Consider the following 19479-nt stretch of genomic DNA (forward strand, 5'->3'; position numbering starts at 1 on the left):
AGGCCCCGGATTCCGCTCTAAGCGGGTCCGGTGGCGGCAAAGCACTGGGACGGTTCGAGATACCCCCTACTTTGCCTTCGATTTTGGCTACAGGACTTTGTCAGCGGCCTGAAATACTGGGCCAAGTTAACGCTCGGCCGCATCCCGGCACTCGCCGCGCACTTCACCACCCAGCCGCGACACCGCGCGATCGATAACAAAATAACCGTCGCGGCAAAATCCGCTTTCCTTCAACTTCAGCTCCAGCGCGTGATCGAAATCGACCCGCTGCCCGCGATCGCGGCGACCGTTCCTGAGCCTATCGTCCCGCTGCGCCAGGCCGCCCCGCATCGCCGGATTTTCCGTGTAGGGGCCGCGTACCACCGGCGCAACCACCTCCAGGGAATAGGTGAAGCGTTTGGAGCCGTTGGCCGAAATTTCCGTATGGAAGGATTCTTTCAGCCCCGGGTTCGGAGCCCTGGGCTCGCTGGCACAGGCGGCCAGTAACAGCGGAGACGCAACCACTACACATTTCGCTAACAGACGGCTGAACATCCTTCCCCCCTGTCGATGTCCGTTACTTGAAAACAACCGTGCGGTTGCCGTGGATAAATACCCGCTCTTCCAGCACCAGTTGCAGCGCGCGGCTCAGCACCTGCTTTTCCACATCGCGGCCCGCATCCGCCATGGCCGCGGCCGAGTAGCCGTGGTCCACGTGAATCACATCCTGCTCGATAATCGGCCCCTCGTCGAGATCGTCGGTCACGAAGTGCGCCGTGGCACCGATAATCTTCACACCGCGCTCGTAGGCCTGCTGGTAGGGCTTGGCACCGACAAAGGCGGGCAGGAAGGAGTGGTGGATATTGATGATGCGGCCGCGGTAGCGGTCCACGAATTCCGGCGTCAGCACGCGCATATATTTGGCCAGCACCAGGTAATCCGGCGCATAGTCGTCGACGAGCGCCACCACCTGCTCCTCGTGCTGCGCGCGCTCGAGGCCATCCGCCGGCAGGCAGTGGAAGGGGATATCGAACTTCTGCACCAGTGCGCCGAGATCCGGATGATTGCCGATCACCGCCGCTATCTCCACGTCCAGCGCGCCGGCGTAGCACTTCATCAGGATATCGCCGAGACAGTGCGGCTCGCGGGTGACCATCAGCACCAGGCGCTTGCGCCCGCTGGCCACCAGGCGCCGCTCCGCGCCGGCGGGCAGGGCCATATCCAGGTCTTCCAGCAGTGTGTCGTCGTTGAAGTTGCCCTCCAGCGCGGTGCGCATAAAGAAGCGCCCCTGGGCGCGGTCGACGAACTCGTCGTTCTTGATGATATTGAGCTGGTGCTTGTAGCAGATGTTGGTGATCTTCGCGATCAGCCCCTTGGCGTCGGGGCAGTCGGTCAGCAGTATCTTCTTTTCCATGGGCAAAATTCAGGCCAAATGTCCGGAATCAAGACTATACACTATGCGGATTCGCCGATTCACATACCCGTTCATCCATCTGGGGAAAACATGGACAAGAATCTCTACGCCGAGCATATCGCCACCCTGCGCAGCCGCTACGACGAGATACTGGAGCAGTGCGGCTTCGACACCCTGAACGTATTCAGCGGCGCGCCCAAGGTCCAGTTCCTGGACGACAACTACTACCCCTTCAAGGCCAACCCCCAGTTCAAGGCCCTGGTGCCGGTCACCGACAACCCCCACAGCTGGGTCATCTACCGCCGCGGGCAGAAGCCGAAGCTGCTGTTCTACCGCCCGGTGGACTTCTGGCACTATGTGCCGCCGACACCCCAGACCTTCTGGAGCGATCACTACGACATAGAGCTGCTGGCCAAGCCGGCGGACGCCAAGGCATTCCTGAGCGCCGAAGGGGCGGCCTTCCTCGGCGAAACGGCCGGCCTGGACGGCTGGCCCATAGGCACCCCCAACCCGGAGGCGCTGCTGGCGCGGCTGCACTGGGCGCGCGCCTACAAGACCCCCTACGAATTCGCCTGCCTGCGCGAGGCCAACCGCATCGCGGTCAAGGCCCACCGCGCCGCGGAGGCCGCCTTCCGCAGCGGTGCCAGCGAGTTCGAGATCAACCTCGCCTACCTGCAGGCCGCCGGCCAGGGCGAGAACCGCATGCCCTACGGCAATATCGTCGCGCTGAACGAGCACGCGGCGATACTGCACTACACCCATCTGTCGGGCGAGCGCCTGCCGCAAGCCGAGCTGAAGACCTTCCTGATCGACGCCGGCGCCGACTGCAACGGCTACTGCGCCGACATCACCCGCACCTACGCCTATAGCGACGGCGAATTCGCCGAGCTGGTGGCGGCCATGGATGAAAAGGAGCGGGAGCTGGTGGCCGGCCTGAAACCCGGCCTGCCCTACCCGGAGCTGCACCGCGAATGCCACCTGAAGGTGGGCCAACTGCTGAGCCGGTTCGGCCTGATCAAGACCTCGGCGGAGAGCGCAGTGGAATCCGGCCTGACCGGCACCTTTATGCCCCACGGTCTGGGCCACTTCCTCGGCCTGCAGGTGCACGACGTCGGCGGCCACCAGACAGCGCCCGAGGGCGGCACGACACCGCCGCCGGAAAAATACCCCTTCCTGCGCACCACGCGCACCATAGAGGCCAACCAGGTATTCACCATAGAGCCGGGGCTCTACTTTATCGACAGCCTGCTGGCGGAACTGAAAGACTCGGCGCTGGCGGGAGAAGTGCACTGGGACAAGGTGGACGCACTGCGTCCGTTCGGCGGCGTGCGCATCGAGGACAATGTCATAGTGCACGCGGACCGCGTGGAGAATATGACGCGGGACTGCTACGCACAGTAAAACGGCTCCACAGTAGGAGCGGCCATGGGCCGCTCCTACAAACGAGAAAAACAACCCCATTCGGGATCGATGCCAATCAGGCCAGTTCCGCCCGCACCGCCCGCGCCGCCTCCACCATATTCAGCAGCGACGAACCCACCTCGGCCCAGCTGCGGGTCTTCAGACCGCAGTCCGGATTCACCCAGAGTTTTTCCAGCGGAATCACCTCGGCGATCTTCTTCAACCGCGCCACCAGCTCCTCCCGCGCCGGCACATTGGGCGAGTGGATATCGTAGATACCCGGGCCTATCTCGTTCGGGTAGCCGCCGCATTTTCCGGCGAAGGCGCGCAGCAACTGCAGGTCCGAGCGCGCGGACTCTATCGTGATGACATCCGCATCCAGCGCGACAATCGCATCCATGATCGCGTTGAAGTTGCTGTAGCACATATGGGTGTGGATCTGGGTCTGCGGCTGCACTCGACTGCACGTATAGCGGAAGCAGGCCACGGCCCAGTCGAAATAGGCTTTGTGCTCCGACTCGCGCAGTGGCACGCCCTCGCGCAGGGCCGGCTCGTCTATCTGGATAATGCCGATACCGGCCGCCTCCAGGTCCAGCACCTCCTGGCGCAACGCCTTGGCGATCTGCAGGCAGCTCTCGGCCCTGGGAATATCCTCGCGCGGGAAGGACCAGTTCAGAATCGTGACCGGGCCTGTGAGCATGCCCTTAACCGGTTTCTTGGTCAGGCTCTGGGCGTAGCGGCTCCACTCGACCGTCATAGGCCTGGGCCGCGAGATATCGCCGAAGATGATCGGCGGCTTCACACAGCGGGAGCCGTAACTCTGCACCCAGCCGTTGCCGGTGTGCACGAATCCGTCCAGCTGCTCGCCGAAATACTCGACCATATCGTTGCGCTCCGCCTCGCCGTGCACCAGCACGTCCAGGCCGAGAATTTCCTGGCGGCGAATCGCCTCGGCGATTTCCGCGCGCAGATGGTCGCGGTAGTCCCGCGCGGAAATCTCGCCATTTTTGAACTGCCTGCGCACCTGGCGCAGCAGGTCCGTCTGCGGGAAGGAACCGATGGTCGTGGTCGGCAGCAGCGGCAGCTGCCAGCGCTCGGCCTGCAGCGGCGCGCGCTCGGCGTAGGACTGCGGCCTCCAGGTGTCTCGCAGCTCCTCGGCGACGGAAGTCGCCGCCTTCGCCGCTGCGTCCGCGAAAGTTTCCTCGACCAGATCCTGTTGTAACAGGGCTCGCAGCTGCTCCAGCTCGTCCAGCTTCTGACGGCTGTAGGCGAGTTTGTCCAGCTGCTCCGCCGGCAGCTGTGTCTCGGTGTCCAGGTCCACCGGGCAGTGCAACAGCGAACAGCTGGCGGACAGCCACAGGCGCTGGCCCAGTTTTTCCGCCAGCGGCTTCAGTGCGCGCTGCCAGCGGGCCAGGTCGGCGCGCCAGACGTTGCGGCCGTTCAGCACACCGGCGGAAAGCACCTGTCCCTCCCCCAGCGCCGCCGCGGCCGCGGGCAGCTCCTCGGGCGCGCGCACGCAGTCGATATGCACTCCGTCCACCGGCAGGCCGAACACCAGCGGCAGATTTTCCCGCAGCGGGGAGAAATAGCAGGCCAGCAGCAGCTTCAGGGCCGGCGCCGCGGTATCCAGTTTCCGGTAGGCGGGGGCGAAGGCATCGCGCCATTGCGCCGGCAGGTCCAGGCCGAGTATCGGCTCGTCTATCTGCACCCACTCGGCGCCGACATCCGCCAGTTGTTGCAGCAGCAGTTCGTAACAGGGCAGCAGCTGCGGCAGCAGATCCAGTGCCTCCCCCTCGGCGCGGCCGAGCCACAGATAGGTGAGCGGACCTATGACCACCGGCTTGACTCTGTGCCCCAGGGACTGCGCCTCACGCACCTCGTCGAGCAGCCAGCCGCTGTCCAGCTCGAACTCCTGCTCGGCGGCGAACTCCGGCACCAAGTAGTGGTAGTTGGTATCGAACCACTTGGTCATAGCGCTGGCCGCCACCGGTTCTCCGGACGGTGCGCGGCCGCGGGCGAGGCGGAAGTACTGGTCCAGTTTGTTGTCCGCCGCACCCTCGGCAAAGCGCGGCGGTATCGCGCCGAACATCAGTGTGTGGTTCAGCACCTGGTCGTACCAGGCGAAGTCGCCGACGGTCACCAGGTCCAGGCCGGCCTCCTTCTGCGCCTGCCAGTTGCCGCGGCGGATTTCGGCCCCCGCGGCCAGCAGTTCGCGCTGCGAGATATCCCCGCGCCAGTAGGCCTCCTGAGCCCTTTTCAGTTCCCGCCTCGCGCCTATGCGCGGATAGCCGAGGATATGTGTCTGTGCCATCTGTAATTCCCCAATGCATTTTTTTGTTCGCCCACCTCCAGGGGTGGAATCCGAAATCGGGGTTGATTCTGCGGGCCCTCTGTTATTCAATCAATTTCATATTTTTTGCCTGAAACATGAATATTTCTAAAGATGATTGAATTGCGGCATCTAAGGGCGCTGACGATATTGCGGGAGACCGGCAGCATGGTGCGCGCCGCCGAGCGGCTGCACCTGACCCAGTCGGCCCTGTCCCACCTGTTCCGCGAGATGGAGGACCGCTTCGGCCAGCCGCTGTTCGTGCGCAAGTCGCGCCCGCTGCGCTTTACCAGCGCCGGCCTGCGCCTGCTGGCGCTGGCGGACGAGGTGCTGCCGCGCGTCGCGGTCGCGCAGCGGGACCTGGCGCGGCTGGCCTCGGGGCAGGCCGGGCGGCTGAATATCGCCATCGAGTGCCACAGCTGTTACCAGTGGCTGATGCCGACCCTGGACAAGTACCGGGACGACTGGCCGGAGGTGGAGCTGGATCTGTCCAGCGGCTTCCACTTCGCGCCGCTGCCGGCGCTGGTGCGCGGCGACCTGGATCTGGTGGTCACCTCCAATCCGGATCCGGAACTGAAAGGCATCCACTACCAGCCGCTGTTCGGCTTCGAGATGGTGCTGGCCATCAGCCGCAAACACGCGTTGGCCGAGCGACGCTGGGTGGCGCCGGAGGATCTGGCCGGCGAGGTGCAGATCACCTACCCGGTCGAGCGCGAGCGGCTGGATATCTTCCAGCACTTCCTCGACCCGGCCGGTGTCGAGCCGGCGGCCGTACGCACCGCCGAGCTGACGGTGATGATGGTGCAGCTGGCGGCCAGCGGCCGCGGCGTCTGCGCGCTGCCGAACTGGGCGCTGCATGAATATCTGCAGAAGGGATTTGTCGCGCAGCTGCGCCTGGGGGAGAAGGGCCTGTGGAGCACCCTCTACGCCGCCGTGCGCGAGGAGATGCTGGCGCAGGCCTATGTGGAGGATTTTCTGCAGACGGCGCGGGATACCTGCTTCGCCAACCTGAAGGGGATTCGCGCGGTTTAGAAAAAGTATTTTCCGGCAACCGGGCCGAGCAGGGATATCCGGCGTTTTCCAGGCCCGGGCACAAGGTAAAGAATTCCTAAGCCGCCCTCTTTCCCTTCGCGCGCGAAATAGCGCTATGATAGACCGCAGTTTTTGTAAGGAGATTTTTCATGACCGACCGAGTTGAACGCTGGCACCCGGTCAGCAAGGGCCTGCACTGGCTGTTCGTGATTTTATTAATCGGCGTCTGGGGGGCGGTGGAGCTACACGAGTTCTACGACCGCGAGGACCCGATGCGCGGCTGGCTGGTGCGCCTGCACTTCTCCCTCGGCATCAGCGTTCTGCTGTTGCTGACCGTGCGCCTCTACTGGCGCGCCCGCCACAAGCGGCCGCAGGCCGAGGGGCCGGGTTGGCAGCGGACACTGTCGAAACTGACCCACGGCGCCCTCTACCTGATACTGCTGGCGATGCCTGTTTCCGGCATCACCATGCGGCAGCTGTTCGGACGCGATACGGAATTTTTCGGCCTCTTTGCGCTGCCGAGGTTGTTTACCGAAAACCCCGACCTGGGCAAACAGATCGCCTTCCTGCACAAGGAAGTTTTGTGGCCGGCACTGCTGGTGCTGGTGGGCCTGCACATTGCGGCGGCGCTTTGGCACCACTTTGTGCAGAAGGACAATACGCTCACAAGGATGCTGCCGCAGCGGTAGTTTCTTCCGGCATCGATCGCGGCCATGGGCCGCGATTGATCTCTCCGGCGCGCTTAGCGTTTCGGCTTGCGCGCCTTCGGTTTGCCGCGCGGCTTGCCGCCGCTCTCGGCCAGTCGGGAAATTTTCATCGGTCTGCCGGAGACCCGCACCTGCTTCAGGTGCTGGAATATTTCCTTCGGCATACCTTCAGGCAGATCCACGGTGGTGTACTCCGGGTAGATCTCGATGCGGCCGATATAGGAGCTTTCCAGATCCACCTCGTTGGCGATGGCGCCGACGATATTGCCCGGGCGCACGCCGTGCTCGCGACCCACTTCGATGCGGAAACGCTCCAGGCCCTCGTCCGGCGGCGGCATCTTCCGGTCCTTCTCGTAACCGCCCTTCTTGCGCCCGCGGCCCTCGAATTCCTCCTCCCGCTCGCGGCGCTCCCGGCGCGGTTTCTGCTCCACTTCCTTGACCAGCAGCGGCTGGTCGCCCTGGGCCATCGCGGCGAGGGCCGCGGCCACGTCCAGCGGATCCGCGTCGTTCTGCGCCAGGTACTCCTCCACCAGCTGGCGGTAGGGGGCCAGATCCGTCTGGCCTTCCAGGGTGCCGGTGATGCGCTCGCGGAAGCGCTGCATGCGCGCGCTGTTGACCTGGGCCGCACTGGGCAGCGCCAGCTGCTCGATCGGCTTCTTGGTGGCCTTCTCGATAATGCGCAGCATGCGCCGTTCCCGCGGGGCGACGAACAGGATCGCATCCCCCTCGCGCCCGGCGCGGCCGGTGCGGCCGATGCGGTGGATATAGGCCTCGGTGTCGTAGGGGATGTCGTAGTTGATCACGTGGCTGATGCGCTTCACATCCAGGCCGCGCGCGGCCACGTCGGTGGCGACGACGATATCCAGCGCGCCCTTCTTCAGCTTGTCGATCACCGCCTCGCGCAGGTTCTGCGCCATATCGCCGTTCAGCGCAGCAACGGCGAAGCCCCGCGCGGCCAGCTTGTCCGCCAGCTCCACGGTGCTGTTCTTGGTGCGCACGAAGATAATGGTCGCGTCCACCGGCTCCGCCTCGAGGATGCGGGTCAGCGCATCCAGCTTGTGCAGGCCGCCCACAGGCCAGTAGCGCTGGCGGATGGTCTCGGCGGTCTCCTGCTTGACGTGGATCTTGACCTCCACCGGCTCGCGCAGATGCTCGCGGGCGATGCGCGCGATCTCCTTCGGCATGGTGGCGGAGAAGAGCGCTATCTGGCGCTCCTCGGGAATCTGTTCCAGCACCCACTGCACATCGTCGATAAAGCCCATGCGCAGCATCTCGTCGGCCTCGTCCAGCACCAGCGTCTTCAGGTTGGACAGGTCCAGGGAGCCGCGGCGCATATGGTCCATGACCCGCCCGGGGGTGCCCACCACCAGCTGCACGCCGCGCTTCAGCTGCTGCATCTGGCCGCGGTAGTCGGCGCCGCCGTAGATGGGCGCGACGTGGAAGCCCTTCAGGTTGGCGGCATAGGACTGGCAGGCCTCGGCCACCTGGATCGCCAGTTCGCGGGTCGGCGCCAGCACCAGCGCCTGCGGGCGGCGGTCTTTCAGGTCCAGCTGCGCCAGCAGCGGCAGCGCGAAGGCGGCGGTCTTGCCGGTGCCGGTCTGCGCCTGACCCAGCACGTCGCGGCCCTCGAGCAGGGACGGAATCGTCTGCGCCTGGATCGGCGACGGCGTCTCGTAGCCCAGTTTTTCGATCGCGGACAGGATTTCGGACGGCAGACCCAGCTGGTCAAAGCCGGCGGGATTGGAGGTATCGGTCATTTCGGAATTCACTTGAAACTACAAAGGGGAGCCAGGCGCGGGCCATGGACCCGACCGGGTAACCATAGCTCACAGCCACACATTGCTGGGCAGGCGAGAAAGCCCAGCAATAGCACCCGCTATCTCAAGCTTATTCAACGCAGTACAGGGACCCGTGGCGAGGAGGTCTGTTACCCAATTAGGCTCTTGTCCCACTCAGGGGCCAGTTGGCGGCGGGGGACAAAAGGCCGCGCAGTCTAACAGGTTAGGCCCGGTTTCGACAGCGTATTTTTTGATCAGCGCCGGCGGGCAGCGCCAGCTTGCGCGACAGCCGCAGGCAGGCGGCCTCGGCGGTACGCCCGATCCCCCGGTAGAAGCTGCCGTCCAGTTGCGTGTGGTCGTAGAGGTAGCTGCGGAAGCGGCGGAACAGCGCCGCATCCACCGCCTGCGGCCGGCGCCAGAAGCTGGCCAGATCCCCCTGGTGTGTCAACCCGGGCATATCGTAGAGGGCCCGCCCCAGCACCTTGGTCGGCACCTCGTGCAGCAGTGCGGAGATACCGACGGTGCTGTTAATGGTGACTACCCCCTTGGCGTGGTCGAGCAGCGTCGGCAGGTGCAGATCGTGGCAGTAGAGCACCCGTCCGGAAATGCCCCGCTGCGCCGCCAGCGCACCGATCAGCGCGCCGTAATGGCAGAAGCCCCGGTCCATCGGGTGGTGTTTGATCACCAGCAGCTCGTCCGCCGCCGCGTTGGCGGCGAAGGAGGCGATAACCTGATCGATGGAGTGCTCAATGGAAATAAAGTCCGAGTGCAGGCGCACCTGGAAATCATCGGCGGTCTGCAACGGGTAGAGGAAGTAGCGCTGCGAATGCTCCTTCAGCAGGCGCTTCACCGTAGTGCGCTGGGTCAACCGGTACAGGCCCTTGCGGTAGAAGCTCGTCAGCCAGCAGAGCGTCTCCCGCTTCCAGTCCCGCGGACGGTGGTGGCGGTAGTGGGGGAAACGGGACCTGGCCAGGCGGGCCGCCACATAGTAGAGGCTGGCAAAGCGCGCGCGCTGCCAGAAGGTCTGCCCCACACGCGGCGCCGCGACCGGCGGCGCCGGCTCGTGCCGGTCGATCGCCTCGCGGGACCAATCGGTACCGGAAAATGCATTGACGCCGCCCCACTCGAAAGTGACGAAGTCCGGGCGCAGGTAGCCCTCCTCGAATACGCCAAAGGGCACGCCCAGCTGTTCGCAAACCTGCCGCGCGGCGCGGTGGTACAGGCGGCAGTCGCCGTAGACAAAGACGGCGTCGATCTGGTGCTTTTCCAGGTAGTCGCGAAAAAAAGCCGGCCAGTCCTCCGCGCACCCGCAGTAGTCGAGCTGCCGATCGGCCCAGGCGTAGAGGCGGTCGCCGCCGTTGAAATTAATCTTGTGGGTCACAACCCCGCGCCGGGACAGGCGCCGGGCGAGACTGGCGAAGAAGGGTCCCAGTGGCCCCTGTAGAAACACAACCGAAGACATTCAATCCCCCAACCCCAGGCCCTTGACCCCGCGGCACACCGTTTAGTTATTACTGTTACAAAGCGGCACTTCGCTGTGCCCAACTAGCAGGCTGCCGAAAAGGCCATTCCTGGCCTTATCGGCCCGGGTTTGCGGCGCGTGTTCGCAAACCCTCCACGACAGATCAAGCACTTAGGTGCTTGATCTGCGGCCCGAACATCCGTGCTCGGGCTAGCAGACTGCTAAAAAATGCTTTTCCAGCGCCTGCTAGTCGCTGTGGGTTAGTTGATTCGTCCAGAAACTCCGAAACCGGCCGGGAATGGCCGGCGGAGGAGCGCAGTTTACCGGCTCTGACGGTCGCTGTCGCCCGCCTGTGATGGGGCGTAATAGCGCAGCTATCCCGGGCGCGCCGTCTCCGCAGATAGGCGGCTGAAGCGCCCGACATAGCTGCGCTGCTCACCGCTGGCCAGCTTGCCCGCATCCAGGCGCCGCAGCACCCTGCCCCAGACCCACTCGAAGGCGCGCGCGGTGGATTGCGGCCAGAGGGTGAACAGCGGGTTGAAGGGATTGTCCCGCGCCTGCATCCACACCGTCATGCGGTTGGAGGCCTCCAGAGCCTCGCCGCGGCGGTGAAAACCGTAGACATTGCCGATCAGCAGCGTGTTCGCGGGCACGCAGAACTTGCGCGGGGCAAAGCCCATTTCCTCCAGCGCCTGTTCCGATACCCGGAAGGAGCCGTCCCAGTAGCGCCCCGGCGCCCGCGCCGCGCCCCGCTTGCAGGCCTCCAGGCTCTGGCGGTACTCCCACTTCAGGCGCCGCCAGCTGAGCCGGTGGGAGCCCGGCACATAGATATAGGGGCCGTTGCTGTCATCCACCGCATCTATGTACAGCCAGCCCTTTACGCAGGGGTGGAAGGTATCCGCATGCATATCCCGCTGCGGGTCCGGGCGCGGGGTGACATTGGCGTGGTTGCACAGATTCTCGATATGAAACAGCGGCGGCCGGTTCTTGGACGAGCAGTAGCGCATCAGCCGGTCCAGCTGCGGGTTTTCCGCAAACGCCTGCAGCGCCGGCAGCTTCTCCCGCTCCTCCCGCACCATAAAGGCACGCTGGGTCAGGGTCGTGCCCTCGACGAATTCGCGCACCTCCCCCCGATAGCGCTGCAGCTCCTCGCGCAGGCGCCGGAACTGCGCCTGCGGCAGGAAATTTTCCTTCAGGATATAGCCGTTCTTCAGGAAGTCGCGCCTGTCCGCGGCCGGCACCAGCGGCGCCAGCAGCAGCAGGCGGAAGCGGAACAGCAGCTGCGCCAGCACCACCCGCGCCACGTGCAGGCCGCACAGGTTCAGCCAGTAGCTGCCGATGATCGGGTTGTTATTGAAGCTCTTGCCCCAGGAGAACAACTCAAATAGCCACTGAGGCCACTTCCAAAGCACTCGAATAAACCGCTTCGCCATTTCCGTCACTCTGTATTCCTATCGGCGGGCGCAACAAAAACTGCAGCAGCGGCCGTTGGCCGCTCCTGCAGACACCATTCCTATTTTTGCAGGAAGCGGTTGCGAAGCAACCGGTAGAGCCTGGTCCCCAGGCCGGGTCTGCGCCGCCTGTCGCGCGCATCGGCCAGCAACTGCACCGCCGTCTCCACATTCACATGGTCGCCGCTGTACGGATCTATATAGAGCGGATACAGAATCAAAACCCCGGCCACCAACTGATCCAGGCTCAGCCGGCGCTTGCGGCGCGGGCAGACCAGCCGGTCCTCGGTCAGCCCCCAGCCGGCGTAAAAAGGCAATCCGTAGGTCGTTACCGCTACGCCGCGCAGCAGCGCCTCGAAGCCGGCCAGGGAGCAGAGGGTGTGCACCTCGTCCACCTGCTCCAGCAGTACCGGTAGCGCAATATCCGTCACCTGCAGGTCGAACAGGCCCGCGCCCTCCCCGCCGAGCGCGCCGAGGCGCGCCCCCTCGGCCACATCCGGGTGCGGTTTGTAGACAACAAACGCCCCCGGGTTTTCCCGGCGCACCGCGCGCAGCAGATCCAGATTGGTCTTGATCGCCGGCGAACCCGTTGCGATGGATGCATCCGTCTCCACCTGCCCCGGCACCAGAATCACACGCCTGCCGGCGGCCGCTTCGGGCAACTGCAGGGCTGTGCCGCCGACGTTGTATTTGCTCAGCCGCAGCCGCACCAGCCGCTCCCGCAGCCTGCGCGCCCGCGCCAGCAGCGCCTCGTCGAAACGGGTTTCGCCGAGAATCACCTCCAGGTCGCTGGGCGCACCGGCGTCGTAATAGATACCGCGGGAATCCAGCACCAGCGACAGCGGCCGCACCAGGTCCGCGCCCAGGCCGACGGAGCGCAGGAAGCCGTCCTCCATGCGCCACAGCGGCAACCCCGCCCGGCCGCAGGCGTCGGCAAAAGACTCGGGAAGGCCGCTGGCCCAGGCCAGCACCCGCGCCGTCGGATCGGCCCTGCGCAGGCTGTTTTCCCGCAGCGCGGCAAAGCGCAGGCCCCCGGGCCGCCCGAGAAATTCCGGTACGAAGCGGCGCTTCCAGGGGGAGAAGCCCACCGCGATCCAGCGGCCCGCCAGCCGCTCCCGCTGGCGCTTCTGCTCCGCGATCAGGTCGATGCTGTCTTCCAGCTCACAGCGCTCGCCGGTGTAGGGATTGACGTACCGGCAGTAGCGCAGGTAGGCGGCGGCGAACAGCTGTTCCAGGGAGCGCTTCAGGCCGCGGCGTTCACAGCTCAGCCGGTCTTGGGTCAGCCCCCAGCCGGCGTAGAAGGGCAGCCCGAAACAGTGCACCGCCCTGCCCGCCAGCAGCGCGTCGAAGCCGAACTGGCTGGTAACCACATAGACTTGCTCCACCGCCTCCAGCAGCGCCCAGGGAGAAATATCCTCGGCGAGAATCCGGCAGCCCAACTGCCGCGCCTTTTCCAGCAGGTAGCCGCGCTTCTTGCCCGCAATCACATCCGGGTGGATCTTCACGCACACCTCGGCGCCGGGGTTTTCCGCGATGGCGCTGTCGAGCATAGCGGCAAACCGCTGCGCGTCGGCGCAGCCGTAGGTCACCGAGGCGTCGCCGAGGGTCTGGTCCACCACCAGCACCCGCGGCCGGGCGTCCGGCCAGGTGATCGGCCTGTCCGCTGCGCAGTTGTATTTCGACAGCCGGTGTTTTCTCAGCAGCGCCCTACAGCGGCGCGCGCGCGCCAGTTCGGCCTCATCGAAAGGCGCCGCGGCGATCAGTGTTTCCAGATCGCTGGGGCGCGTCGCGTCGTAGTAGATACCGGAATAGTCCACCGCCAGGCTGTGCGGCGACGCCCCCTCGACGCCCAGGCCGAGGGAGCGCAGGAAGCCGTCCTCGATCGCGATATAGGGCAGCCCCCGGGCCGCCGCGATACGGCGCGCCCTGTCCGCGCTGGGCTTGCGCCCCCAACCGGCGATATGGGTAATCTCCCTGCCCGGGCTCTGCACGAAGTAGCGGCACGGCGCTTCCAGCAGCCGCTCGAGGGTGCGGAGGCGGCGCAGCCCCGGCGCGCAGTAGCCGATCGCGCGCCTGCCGGCTACAGACACGCGCGGGCCCCCTCGAGCAGACGGGCGCGCAGAGCGCCGTCGCCGGCCAGGCGCAGAATCGCATCGATCCAGGCTTTTTTCTCCATCGGCACCAGCAGGCCGTTCTCGTCGTGTTCGACGATAGCGCCGTACACCGGGCCCTCGGCGTAGACACCGACAGCGCCGGCGGCGGTGATATCGAAAAACTTGGTGTGGGAGCGGGCGCGGTTGAAGCGCGAGTTGAGCAGTGGCGCCAGGCCGATACTGCGGTCCGGGCGGCGCAGCAGCGCTTGGTAGCTGGGCCACTTCATCGGATGCAGCACCTGCACGCGCGGAATTCCCCTGAACAGGCGATTTACAGAAGCGTCGCCGATCACCTCGAAGGCCAGCCGCTCGTCGCGCGTCAATACCTCCGCGATCACCGGGCGCAGCCAGCGCAGGTCGGCGCCGTGGGAGGCGGAACCGTGATAGAAGACGGTCAGTAGCGGCGATTCATCCGGCCGCAGCGGTCGCGGCGCCAGCAGCTGCGGCCGCCAGTCGGCGTATTTCCGCTGCAGATAGGGGGTCGAGACCAGCAGTTGCGCGCCGATGGATTTCAGCCATTTTTGTTTCGACCAGCTGAGGCGCAGTATCTTCTGCTGGTAGCGCAGCGGCATGGTCGCGAAGGCGCGCCAGTCGAACAGGTCGTCGTCCATAAAGAAGCAGACGGCGGCTATCCTGCCCCGGCAGCGCTCCACCAGCGCGCGCCAGCTGGCGGGGATATAGCGCACGAAAACCAGCGTGGCGCCGTCCAGCTGCTCCGCGGGTGGTATCTGGGCAAAGGAACAGCGCACGGCGTCGACACCCTGTTCCCGCAGGAAGGGCATCACGAAATAGTCGGTGGAGGGGTTTGCGCCCTCCTCTACAATAAAATACTGCTTACTCACCACCAAAGCAGCCTGCCCCCGCCCGGCTTTATCACTCAATCGCAATTACTGGCCCGCCTGTTTGCGCAATTTGTCGATATCGCCGCTCTGAAGTAACGAAATCCAGATCCTTGGACTTGTACTGGTTATCAGAGTAAATACTGACAGCGCCGCCACCAGACAAAGTGGCTTTTATCTCTGCCGCCGAAGTGCTCGCCGTGATCGTCATGGGCTATAGGGCCTTACCGGTACGGCGCGGTCTCTGGCGCTGCCGGAAGTATTGCTGGATCACCTCGTCAGGCAGGCGCTCCAGCTCGGCCTCGAGAAATCTGCGTAAGTTCTTTACGGTAGCGCTGCGCGGGTTCCAGGTGAACACCCTCGTCCGGCCTACCACCCGGCTCACCAGAATACCCTCGGCTTCCAGGCGCTTCAGCTGCCGCTGGATGGCCATGTGGGATACACCGAATGTATCTGCAATCCGGCGGGCGTGGCCCTCGCCATAGTTCTGCAGGAACAACAGAGCCTGCGCCGCGGACCTGCTGCCGAACAGGGCTTCGAGTGCGGGATTCATGGGGTGACTCCAAGGCTGCAGACTGTAGCCATATTGCCACAATCTGTGGCCATATGGCTACAATATTAATCCAACCAGCAACCTGGAATCCGTGACCAGAAATCCGAGACAGTCTTGTCCGCTGCGGAAGCCGGCGTCTGCAAGCGTCAGGCGTAAAACGGAAACACGACCGGCAACAACACCAGCACCGTAACCGAATAGGCAATCGTCAGCGGCAGGCCCGCGCGCACGAAGTCGCGCAAATGGTAACCGCCCAGGTTCTGCACCATCAGGTTGGTCTGGTAGCCGAATGGCGTCAGGAAGCTGGCGCTGGCCCCGTAGGCCACCGCCATCACGAACGGCATCCAGCTTACGCCGAAGCTCTCCGCCAGGCTCCAGGCCAGCGGAAAGGCCAGCGCGGCGGCGGCGTTGTTGGTCATCAGTTCGGTCAGCGCCAAGGTCAGCAGGAAGATACCGACCAGGGCCACGAAGGGCCCGGCGCCCTGCAGCGCGGTGCGCATCCCCAGCGCCAGGGAATCCGCCAGGCCGGAGCCGGACAGCCCCTCCGCCAGCACCAGCGCGCTGGCGATAATGATCCAGATCTGGAACGGGAAGCGGCGCTGCAGCTCGCTGGTGGATACGATGCCCAGAGCGATCATGCCGCCGAGCAGTATCACCAGCCCCTTCAGCAGTGAGAAATACCCCAGCGCGGCCCCGGCCACCACGGCGGCAAAACCGAAGCCCAGCAGCCAGTTGTCGCGCCGCGGCAGCTGGCGCTGCACCTCGCTGCCGCTGATCACATAGAAGTTCTTGGAGATATTCAGGTGGTGCTTGAAGTCCGGCCCCACCGCCAGCAGCAGCGCGTCCCCCGCCTGCAGCTCGATTTCGCCCAACTTGCCGGAGAGGCGGTCACCGCCGCGGCGCATGGCCACCACCGCCGCATCGAAGCGGGTGCGGAACTTGGCCCCCTTTAGGCTCTGGCCGATCAGGCTGGAGGTGGGTGTGATCACCACCTCGGTCAGGTCCGGGGCCAGGGCCTCGTCTTCCAGCGCGAACAGGCGCAGCCCCTCGATATCCTGCAGCCGCCCCAGATCGCGCACATCGCCGCTGAAGATCAGCTTGTCGCCGGAGCGGATCACCTCCGTCGGCGATACCGGGCTGATCACCTGGCCGCGCCGCACTATCTCGATCAGGTAGAGGGTTTCCAACTGGCGCAGGCGGTTCTCCTCCACCGTCCTGCCGTCCAGCGGCGAGTCCGCCACCACCTCCGCCTCCAGCAGGTACTCGGTCACCGGCTCCTCGCTGACCGCCTTGTCCGGCAGCAGGCGGTTGCACAGAAACAGCACCGCCAGCCCCACCAGCGCCGCCGCGACCCCGATGGGAAAGAAGGCGAAGAAATCCAGCCCCGGCAGCCCCCGGTCCAGCACAAAGCTGTTCACGATCAGGTTGGTGGAAGTGCCGATCAGGGTCATGGTGCCGCCCAGAATGGCGGCGTAGGAGAGCGGCAGCAGCAGCTTCGCCGCCGGGTAGCGCCGCTGCGCCTTCACACTGGAAGCCAGCGCCGCCACCACCGCGGTGTTGTTCAGAAAGGCGGAGGTCAGCGCCGTGGCCCCGGTCAGGCGCAGCAGGCTGCCCTTCAGGGAGCCGTTGATCAGGCCGTCGGAAATCGCCCGCAGCCAGCGGGCCTTCTCCAGCCCCACGGAAACCAGCATCAGCAGAATCAGCGTCACCAGACCCGGGTTGACCGCCTTCTGCAGCACCGATTCCGCCGGCACCAACCCGGTGAGGAAGCAAACCGCCGCGCCGGAGGCGAACACCAGAGACGGGCGCATGCGGGTGCCAATCAGCGCGGCGATAACCAGCAGGAAGATACCGGCAACAACTATCTGGGAAAGGGTCATAGGGTCGGGGCGCCGCTCTGGTCACCGGAGTCGGTGTGTTTTTTATACAAGCCTTTGGAGATAGCGAATTATGCCAAATCTCGAGCGCATATGCCCCCGCCCCCGCAGATGTAGGAGCGGCCCACGGCCGCGATTGGGCTATCACCCAAGGCGACGTTCGACAGACAACCGCTCCCGATCCAACACCAGCGACGACACACCCGGAGCCCCGGATACCAGTTAGAAATATTGGAACTTCAAGCGCAGCCCGAAGCCGGGCAACCGGGCCGGCTCCGACGGACAGGCGAAGACCCTCCCGGAACCGAAAAGCCGAAAATCAAAATAAATTGGCGAAAGCTCCGAGCCACCGCCAAAAATTTTTCTCCCCCCCCCAACCCGTGCAGATTTTTTTGCATCGCATCACAAGCCCCGCCTTTGCCGCGATTTGCACTTGCTTTAGAATTTTGTGCCTCAAGGACGGCATGGGAAAAAGGCTAAGGGACTATCCATGTATTTGAATGTCGAGAATCGCCGGGGTGTTCGCTACCGGGTCAGAATGGGCTGGGCACACCAGGGCGAAATTCCCCACAACCTCAGTGCGCACCAATTGCTCGAGAGTTTCGACGACGAAGTGCTCGAGCAGATCTACGAGCAGTTTTTCGCCTTCGACAATCGGCTCGACGATCCCTTCGCGCCCGGCGGCTGTGAGAACCGCACCCCGCTCAGCCCCTACGCCGCCCCACCCCCCTTCCTGAGCGAGCGCCACAGGGAGATCTACCTGGCACTGGCCGACAACCGCCTGATCATCGAGGAAAACCCGCCGGGCGAAAGCGAACTGGCCGAGCGCCAGTCCCTGCTGCTGCCGAAAATCCGCATGGGGCTGCAGCAGATTATCGCCGAGGAGCGGGCCGAGGCGGCGCGCATCCAGAAGGTGCACGAGCAGCGCAACGCGCTGGAAAAGGTCGGCGCCTATATCGAGCGCGGCGCCACCGGCCTCGGCAACGCCGCCTGGGAACTGGCCGTATGGACCAAGGATGTGCTCGAAGTCGCGGCGCTGGTCAGCCCCGCGCGCCAGGCCAGTGCGGCGGCCTCGGCGGCGGTCGACTACGCCCTCTACGACAAACCCCTGGAGCAGTCCGCCCGCGAGCAGCTGTCCCAGGTGCACAAGGAAATCGTCGATGTGCTGGGCTTCGATCCGGCAAAGATCTCCGTAGAGCAGCTGGAGCAGGCCTTCGAGATAGCGCAGCTGATCTACGACGAGCCCACGCTGCGCGGCGCCATCCGCCAGTTCGCCAAGGACTATGTCAAGGCCCAGCACAGCCTGGAACTCACCGAACTGGCCGGCGGCGGGGTATTTGAAATCATCCTCACCATAGTGCTGGCGGCCTTCACCGGCGGCGTCGGCGCCGTGGCCAACATGGGCAAGAACGCCCGCCTGCTCAGCCGCTTCAAGGGAATAGGCGAGCTGATGATCGAGTTCGCCAAGAACCAGAAGCAGCGCCTGGCTCTGGCCAAGACCCGCGGCGCCCAGACCCAGGGCGCCAAGTTTTCCGACCTGGAATCCGTCGAGGTTTCAGCCCCGGCACCGGCCGAACCGGCGCCGCGCGCTGCGACATCCGCCGGCGCCGGCAACGCGGGTGCAGACGGCGGCACCCAGCGCCCGGCCGCAGCGGACGGCCCCGCCGAACCGGACAAAACCAACAGCGAGACGGGCAGCAACCAGAACGGCGCCAGCACCCAGTGCAACGCCAACGCCTGCGAGGGCGGAGAACCCATCAACCTGAAGACCGGCGAAGAGCGCCTGACCCTGGTGGACGCGGTGCTGGACGGCCCGCTGCCGTTAACGGTGGCACGCACCTACCGCAGCAGCAACCCGAAAGACTTCGGCCTGGGCCACGGCTGGACCCACACCCTCTGCGAGCGCCTCGAATACCGCGGCAAGGACAGGCCGCTGCACTTCCACGACGCCGAGGGCCGCGTCATCGCCCTGCCCGTGCCCGGCGCCAGCGGCCGCAGCCACAATGTGGTGGAGCGCCTCAGCCTGACCCGCATCAGCGACGAACACTGGGTGATCGCCCCCTACGGCGCGCCCAACGGGGTACAGAAACACTTCAAGCCCGCCGATCCCTTCTCCGAATACCTGGACCTGGCGGAAATCCGCGACGGCTACGGCAACGGCTACCTCTTCCACTATATCGACGGCCGCCTGATCTGCGTCGAGAGCAGCCTCGGCGAGGCCCTGCATATCACGCCCGCGGGCAATCGCATCGGCGAACTCAAGAAAGAGACCCGCGACGGCCGCATCACCACCCTCGCCCGCTACCAGTACAGCGACGAGGGCGACCTGATCGAAGCCGCCGACGCCGACGGCCACAGCGAGCGCTACCGCTACCACAAACACGTTATCGCGCAGCGCACCCTGAAGAGCGGCTACAGCTTCCACTTCGAGTGGGATGCCGAGGGCCCCGGCGCCCGCTGCCTGCGCCAGTGGGGCGACCCGATCGACGGCCAGCCCACCTACA

Annotated in this window: 14 protein-coding genes; 4 read left to right on the forward strand and 10 right to left on the reverse strand. The window is 65.0% G+C overall.

Features of this window, described 5'->3' with window-relative positions:
• Positions 1-126 precede the first annotated feature (126 nt).
• Both ACXAF3_RS04970 and purU read right to left on the reverse strand, forming a co-directional pair.
• Positions 127-504, reverse strand: coding sequence for a hypothetical protein (locus tag ACXAF3_RS04970; RefSeq protein WP_475111185.1), 378 nt, complete (start codon positions 502-504; stop codon positions 127-129).
• A 52-nt stretch (positions 505-556) separates the two neighbouring features.
• Positions 557-1393, reverse strand: a complete 837-nt coding sequence (gene purU, locus ACXAF3_RS04975; RefSeq protein WP_475111186.1) for a formyltetrahydrofolate deformylase — start codon at positions 1391-1393, stop codon at positions 557-559.
• Positions 1394-1483: 90 nt separating this feature from the next.
• Between purU and pepQ the strand changes: the two genes are divergently transcribed.
• On the forward strand, positions 1484-2794 hold the full coding sequence (gene pepQ / locus ACXAF3_RS04980) for a Xaa-Pro dipeptidase (protein WP_475111187.1): 1311 nt from the start codon (positions 1484-1486) through the stop codon (positions 2792-2794).
• A gap of 76 nt (positions 2795-2870) precedes the next feature.
• Here the strand turns inward: pepQ and metE are convergent, their stop codons facing one another.
• The gene (gene metE, locus ACXAF3_RS04985) at positions 2871-5105 is read right to left on the reverse strand and encodes a 5-methyltetrahydropteroyltriglutamate--homocysteine S-methyltransferase (protein ID WP_475111188.1); all 2235 of its coding nucleotides are present in this window, start codon (positions 5103-5105) and stop codon (positions 2871-2873) included.
• A 132-nt stretch (positions 5106-5237) separates the two neighbouring features.
• Here metE and ACXAF3_RS04990 point away from each other — a divergent pair, with 132 nt between their 5' ends.
• Together ACXAF3_RS04990 and ACXAF3_RS04995 are read left to right on the forward strand one after the other, a co-directional pair.
• A complete protein-coding gene (locus ACXAF3_RS04990) occupies positions 5238-6155 on the forward strand; it encodes a LysR family transcriptional regulator (protein ID WP_475111189.1) in 918 nt (305 codons plus the stop codon).
• Positions 6156-6304: 149 nt separating this feature from the next.
• A complete protein-coding gene (locus tag ACXAF3_RS04995) occupies positions 6305-6844 on the forward strand; it encodes a cytochrome b (RefSeq protein ID WP_475111190.1) in 540 nt (179 codons plus the stop codon).
• Positions 6845-6897: 53 nt separating this feature from the next.
• Here ACXAF3_RS04995 and ACXAF3_RS05000 read toward each other — a convergent pair whose 3' ends face one another.
• From ACXAF3_RS05000 to ACXAF3_RS05030, 7 genes are all read right to left on the reverse strand, one after another.
• Positions 6898-8619 (reverse strand): DEAD/DEAH box helicase, encoded by a 1722-nt coding sequence (locus tag ACXAF3_RS05000; RefSeq protein WP_475111191.1) that lies wholly within the window; start codon positions 8617-8619, stop codon positions 6898-6900.
• Positions 8620-8863: 244 nt separating this feature from the next.
• The gene (locus ACXAF3_RS05005; protein ID WP_475111192.1) at positions 8864-10021 is read right to left on the reverse strand and encodes a capsule biosynthesis protein; all 1158 of its coding nucleotides are present in this window, start codon (positions 10019-10021) and stop codon (positions 8864-8866) included.
• Between the two features lie 455 nt (positions 10022-10476).
• A complete protein-coding gene (locus tag ACXAF3_RS05010; RefSeq protein ID WP_475111193.1) occupies positions 10477-11514 on the reverse strand; it encodes a phytanoyl-CoA dioxygenase family protein in 1038 nt (345 codons plus the stop codon).
• 101 nt (positions 11515-11615) lie between these two features.
• The gene (locus ACXAF3_RS05015) at positions 11616-13643 is read right to left on the reverse strand and encodes a capsular polysaccharide biosynthesis protein (protein WP_475111194.1); all 2028 of its coding nucleotides are present in this window, start codon (positions 13641-13643) and stop codon (positions 11616-11618) included.
• Positions 13634-14548, reverse strand: coding sequence for a glycosyltransferase family protein (locus ACXAF3_RS05020; protein ID WP_475111195.1), 915 nt, complete (start codon positions 14546-14548; stop codon positions 13634-13636). Before ACXAF3_RS05020 ends, ACXAF3_RS05015 begins: the two co-directional genes overlap by 10 nt.
• 211 nt (positions 14549-14759) lie before the next feature.
• A complete protein-coding gene (locus ACXAF3_RS05025) occupies positions 14760-15098 on the reverse strand; it encodes a MarR family transcriptional regulator (protein WP_475111196.1) in 339 nt (112 codons plus the stop codon).
• A gap of 146 nt (positions 15099-15244) precedes the next feature.
• Positions 15245-16978 carry an SLC13 family permease gene (locus ACXAF3_RS05030; RefSeq protein WP_475111197.1) on the reverse strand — a complete coding sequence of 578 codons (1734 nt, stop codon included), beginning with the start codon at positions 16976-16978 and terminating at the stop codon, positions 15245-15247.
• A 487-nt stretch (positions 16979-17465) separates the two neighbouring features.
• On the opposite strand from ACXAF3_RS05030, the gene ACXAF3_RS05035 reads away from it, so the two are divergent.
• A partial coding sequence (locus ACXAF3_RS05035) for a DUF6531 domain-containing protein (protein WP_475111198.1) occupies positions 17466-19479 on the forward strand: 2014 nt, incomplete at its 3' end.

The organism is Microbulbifer sp. ABF4_143, assembly GCF_056160225.1.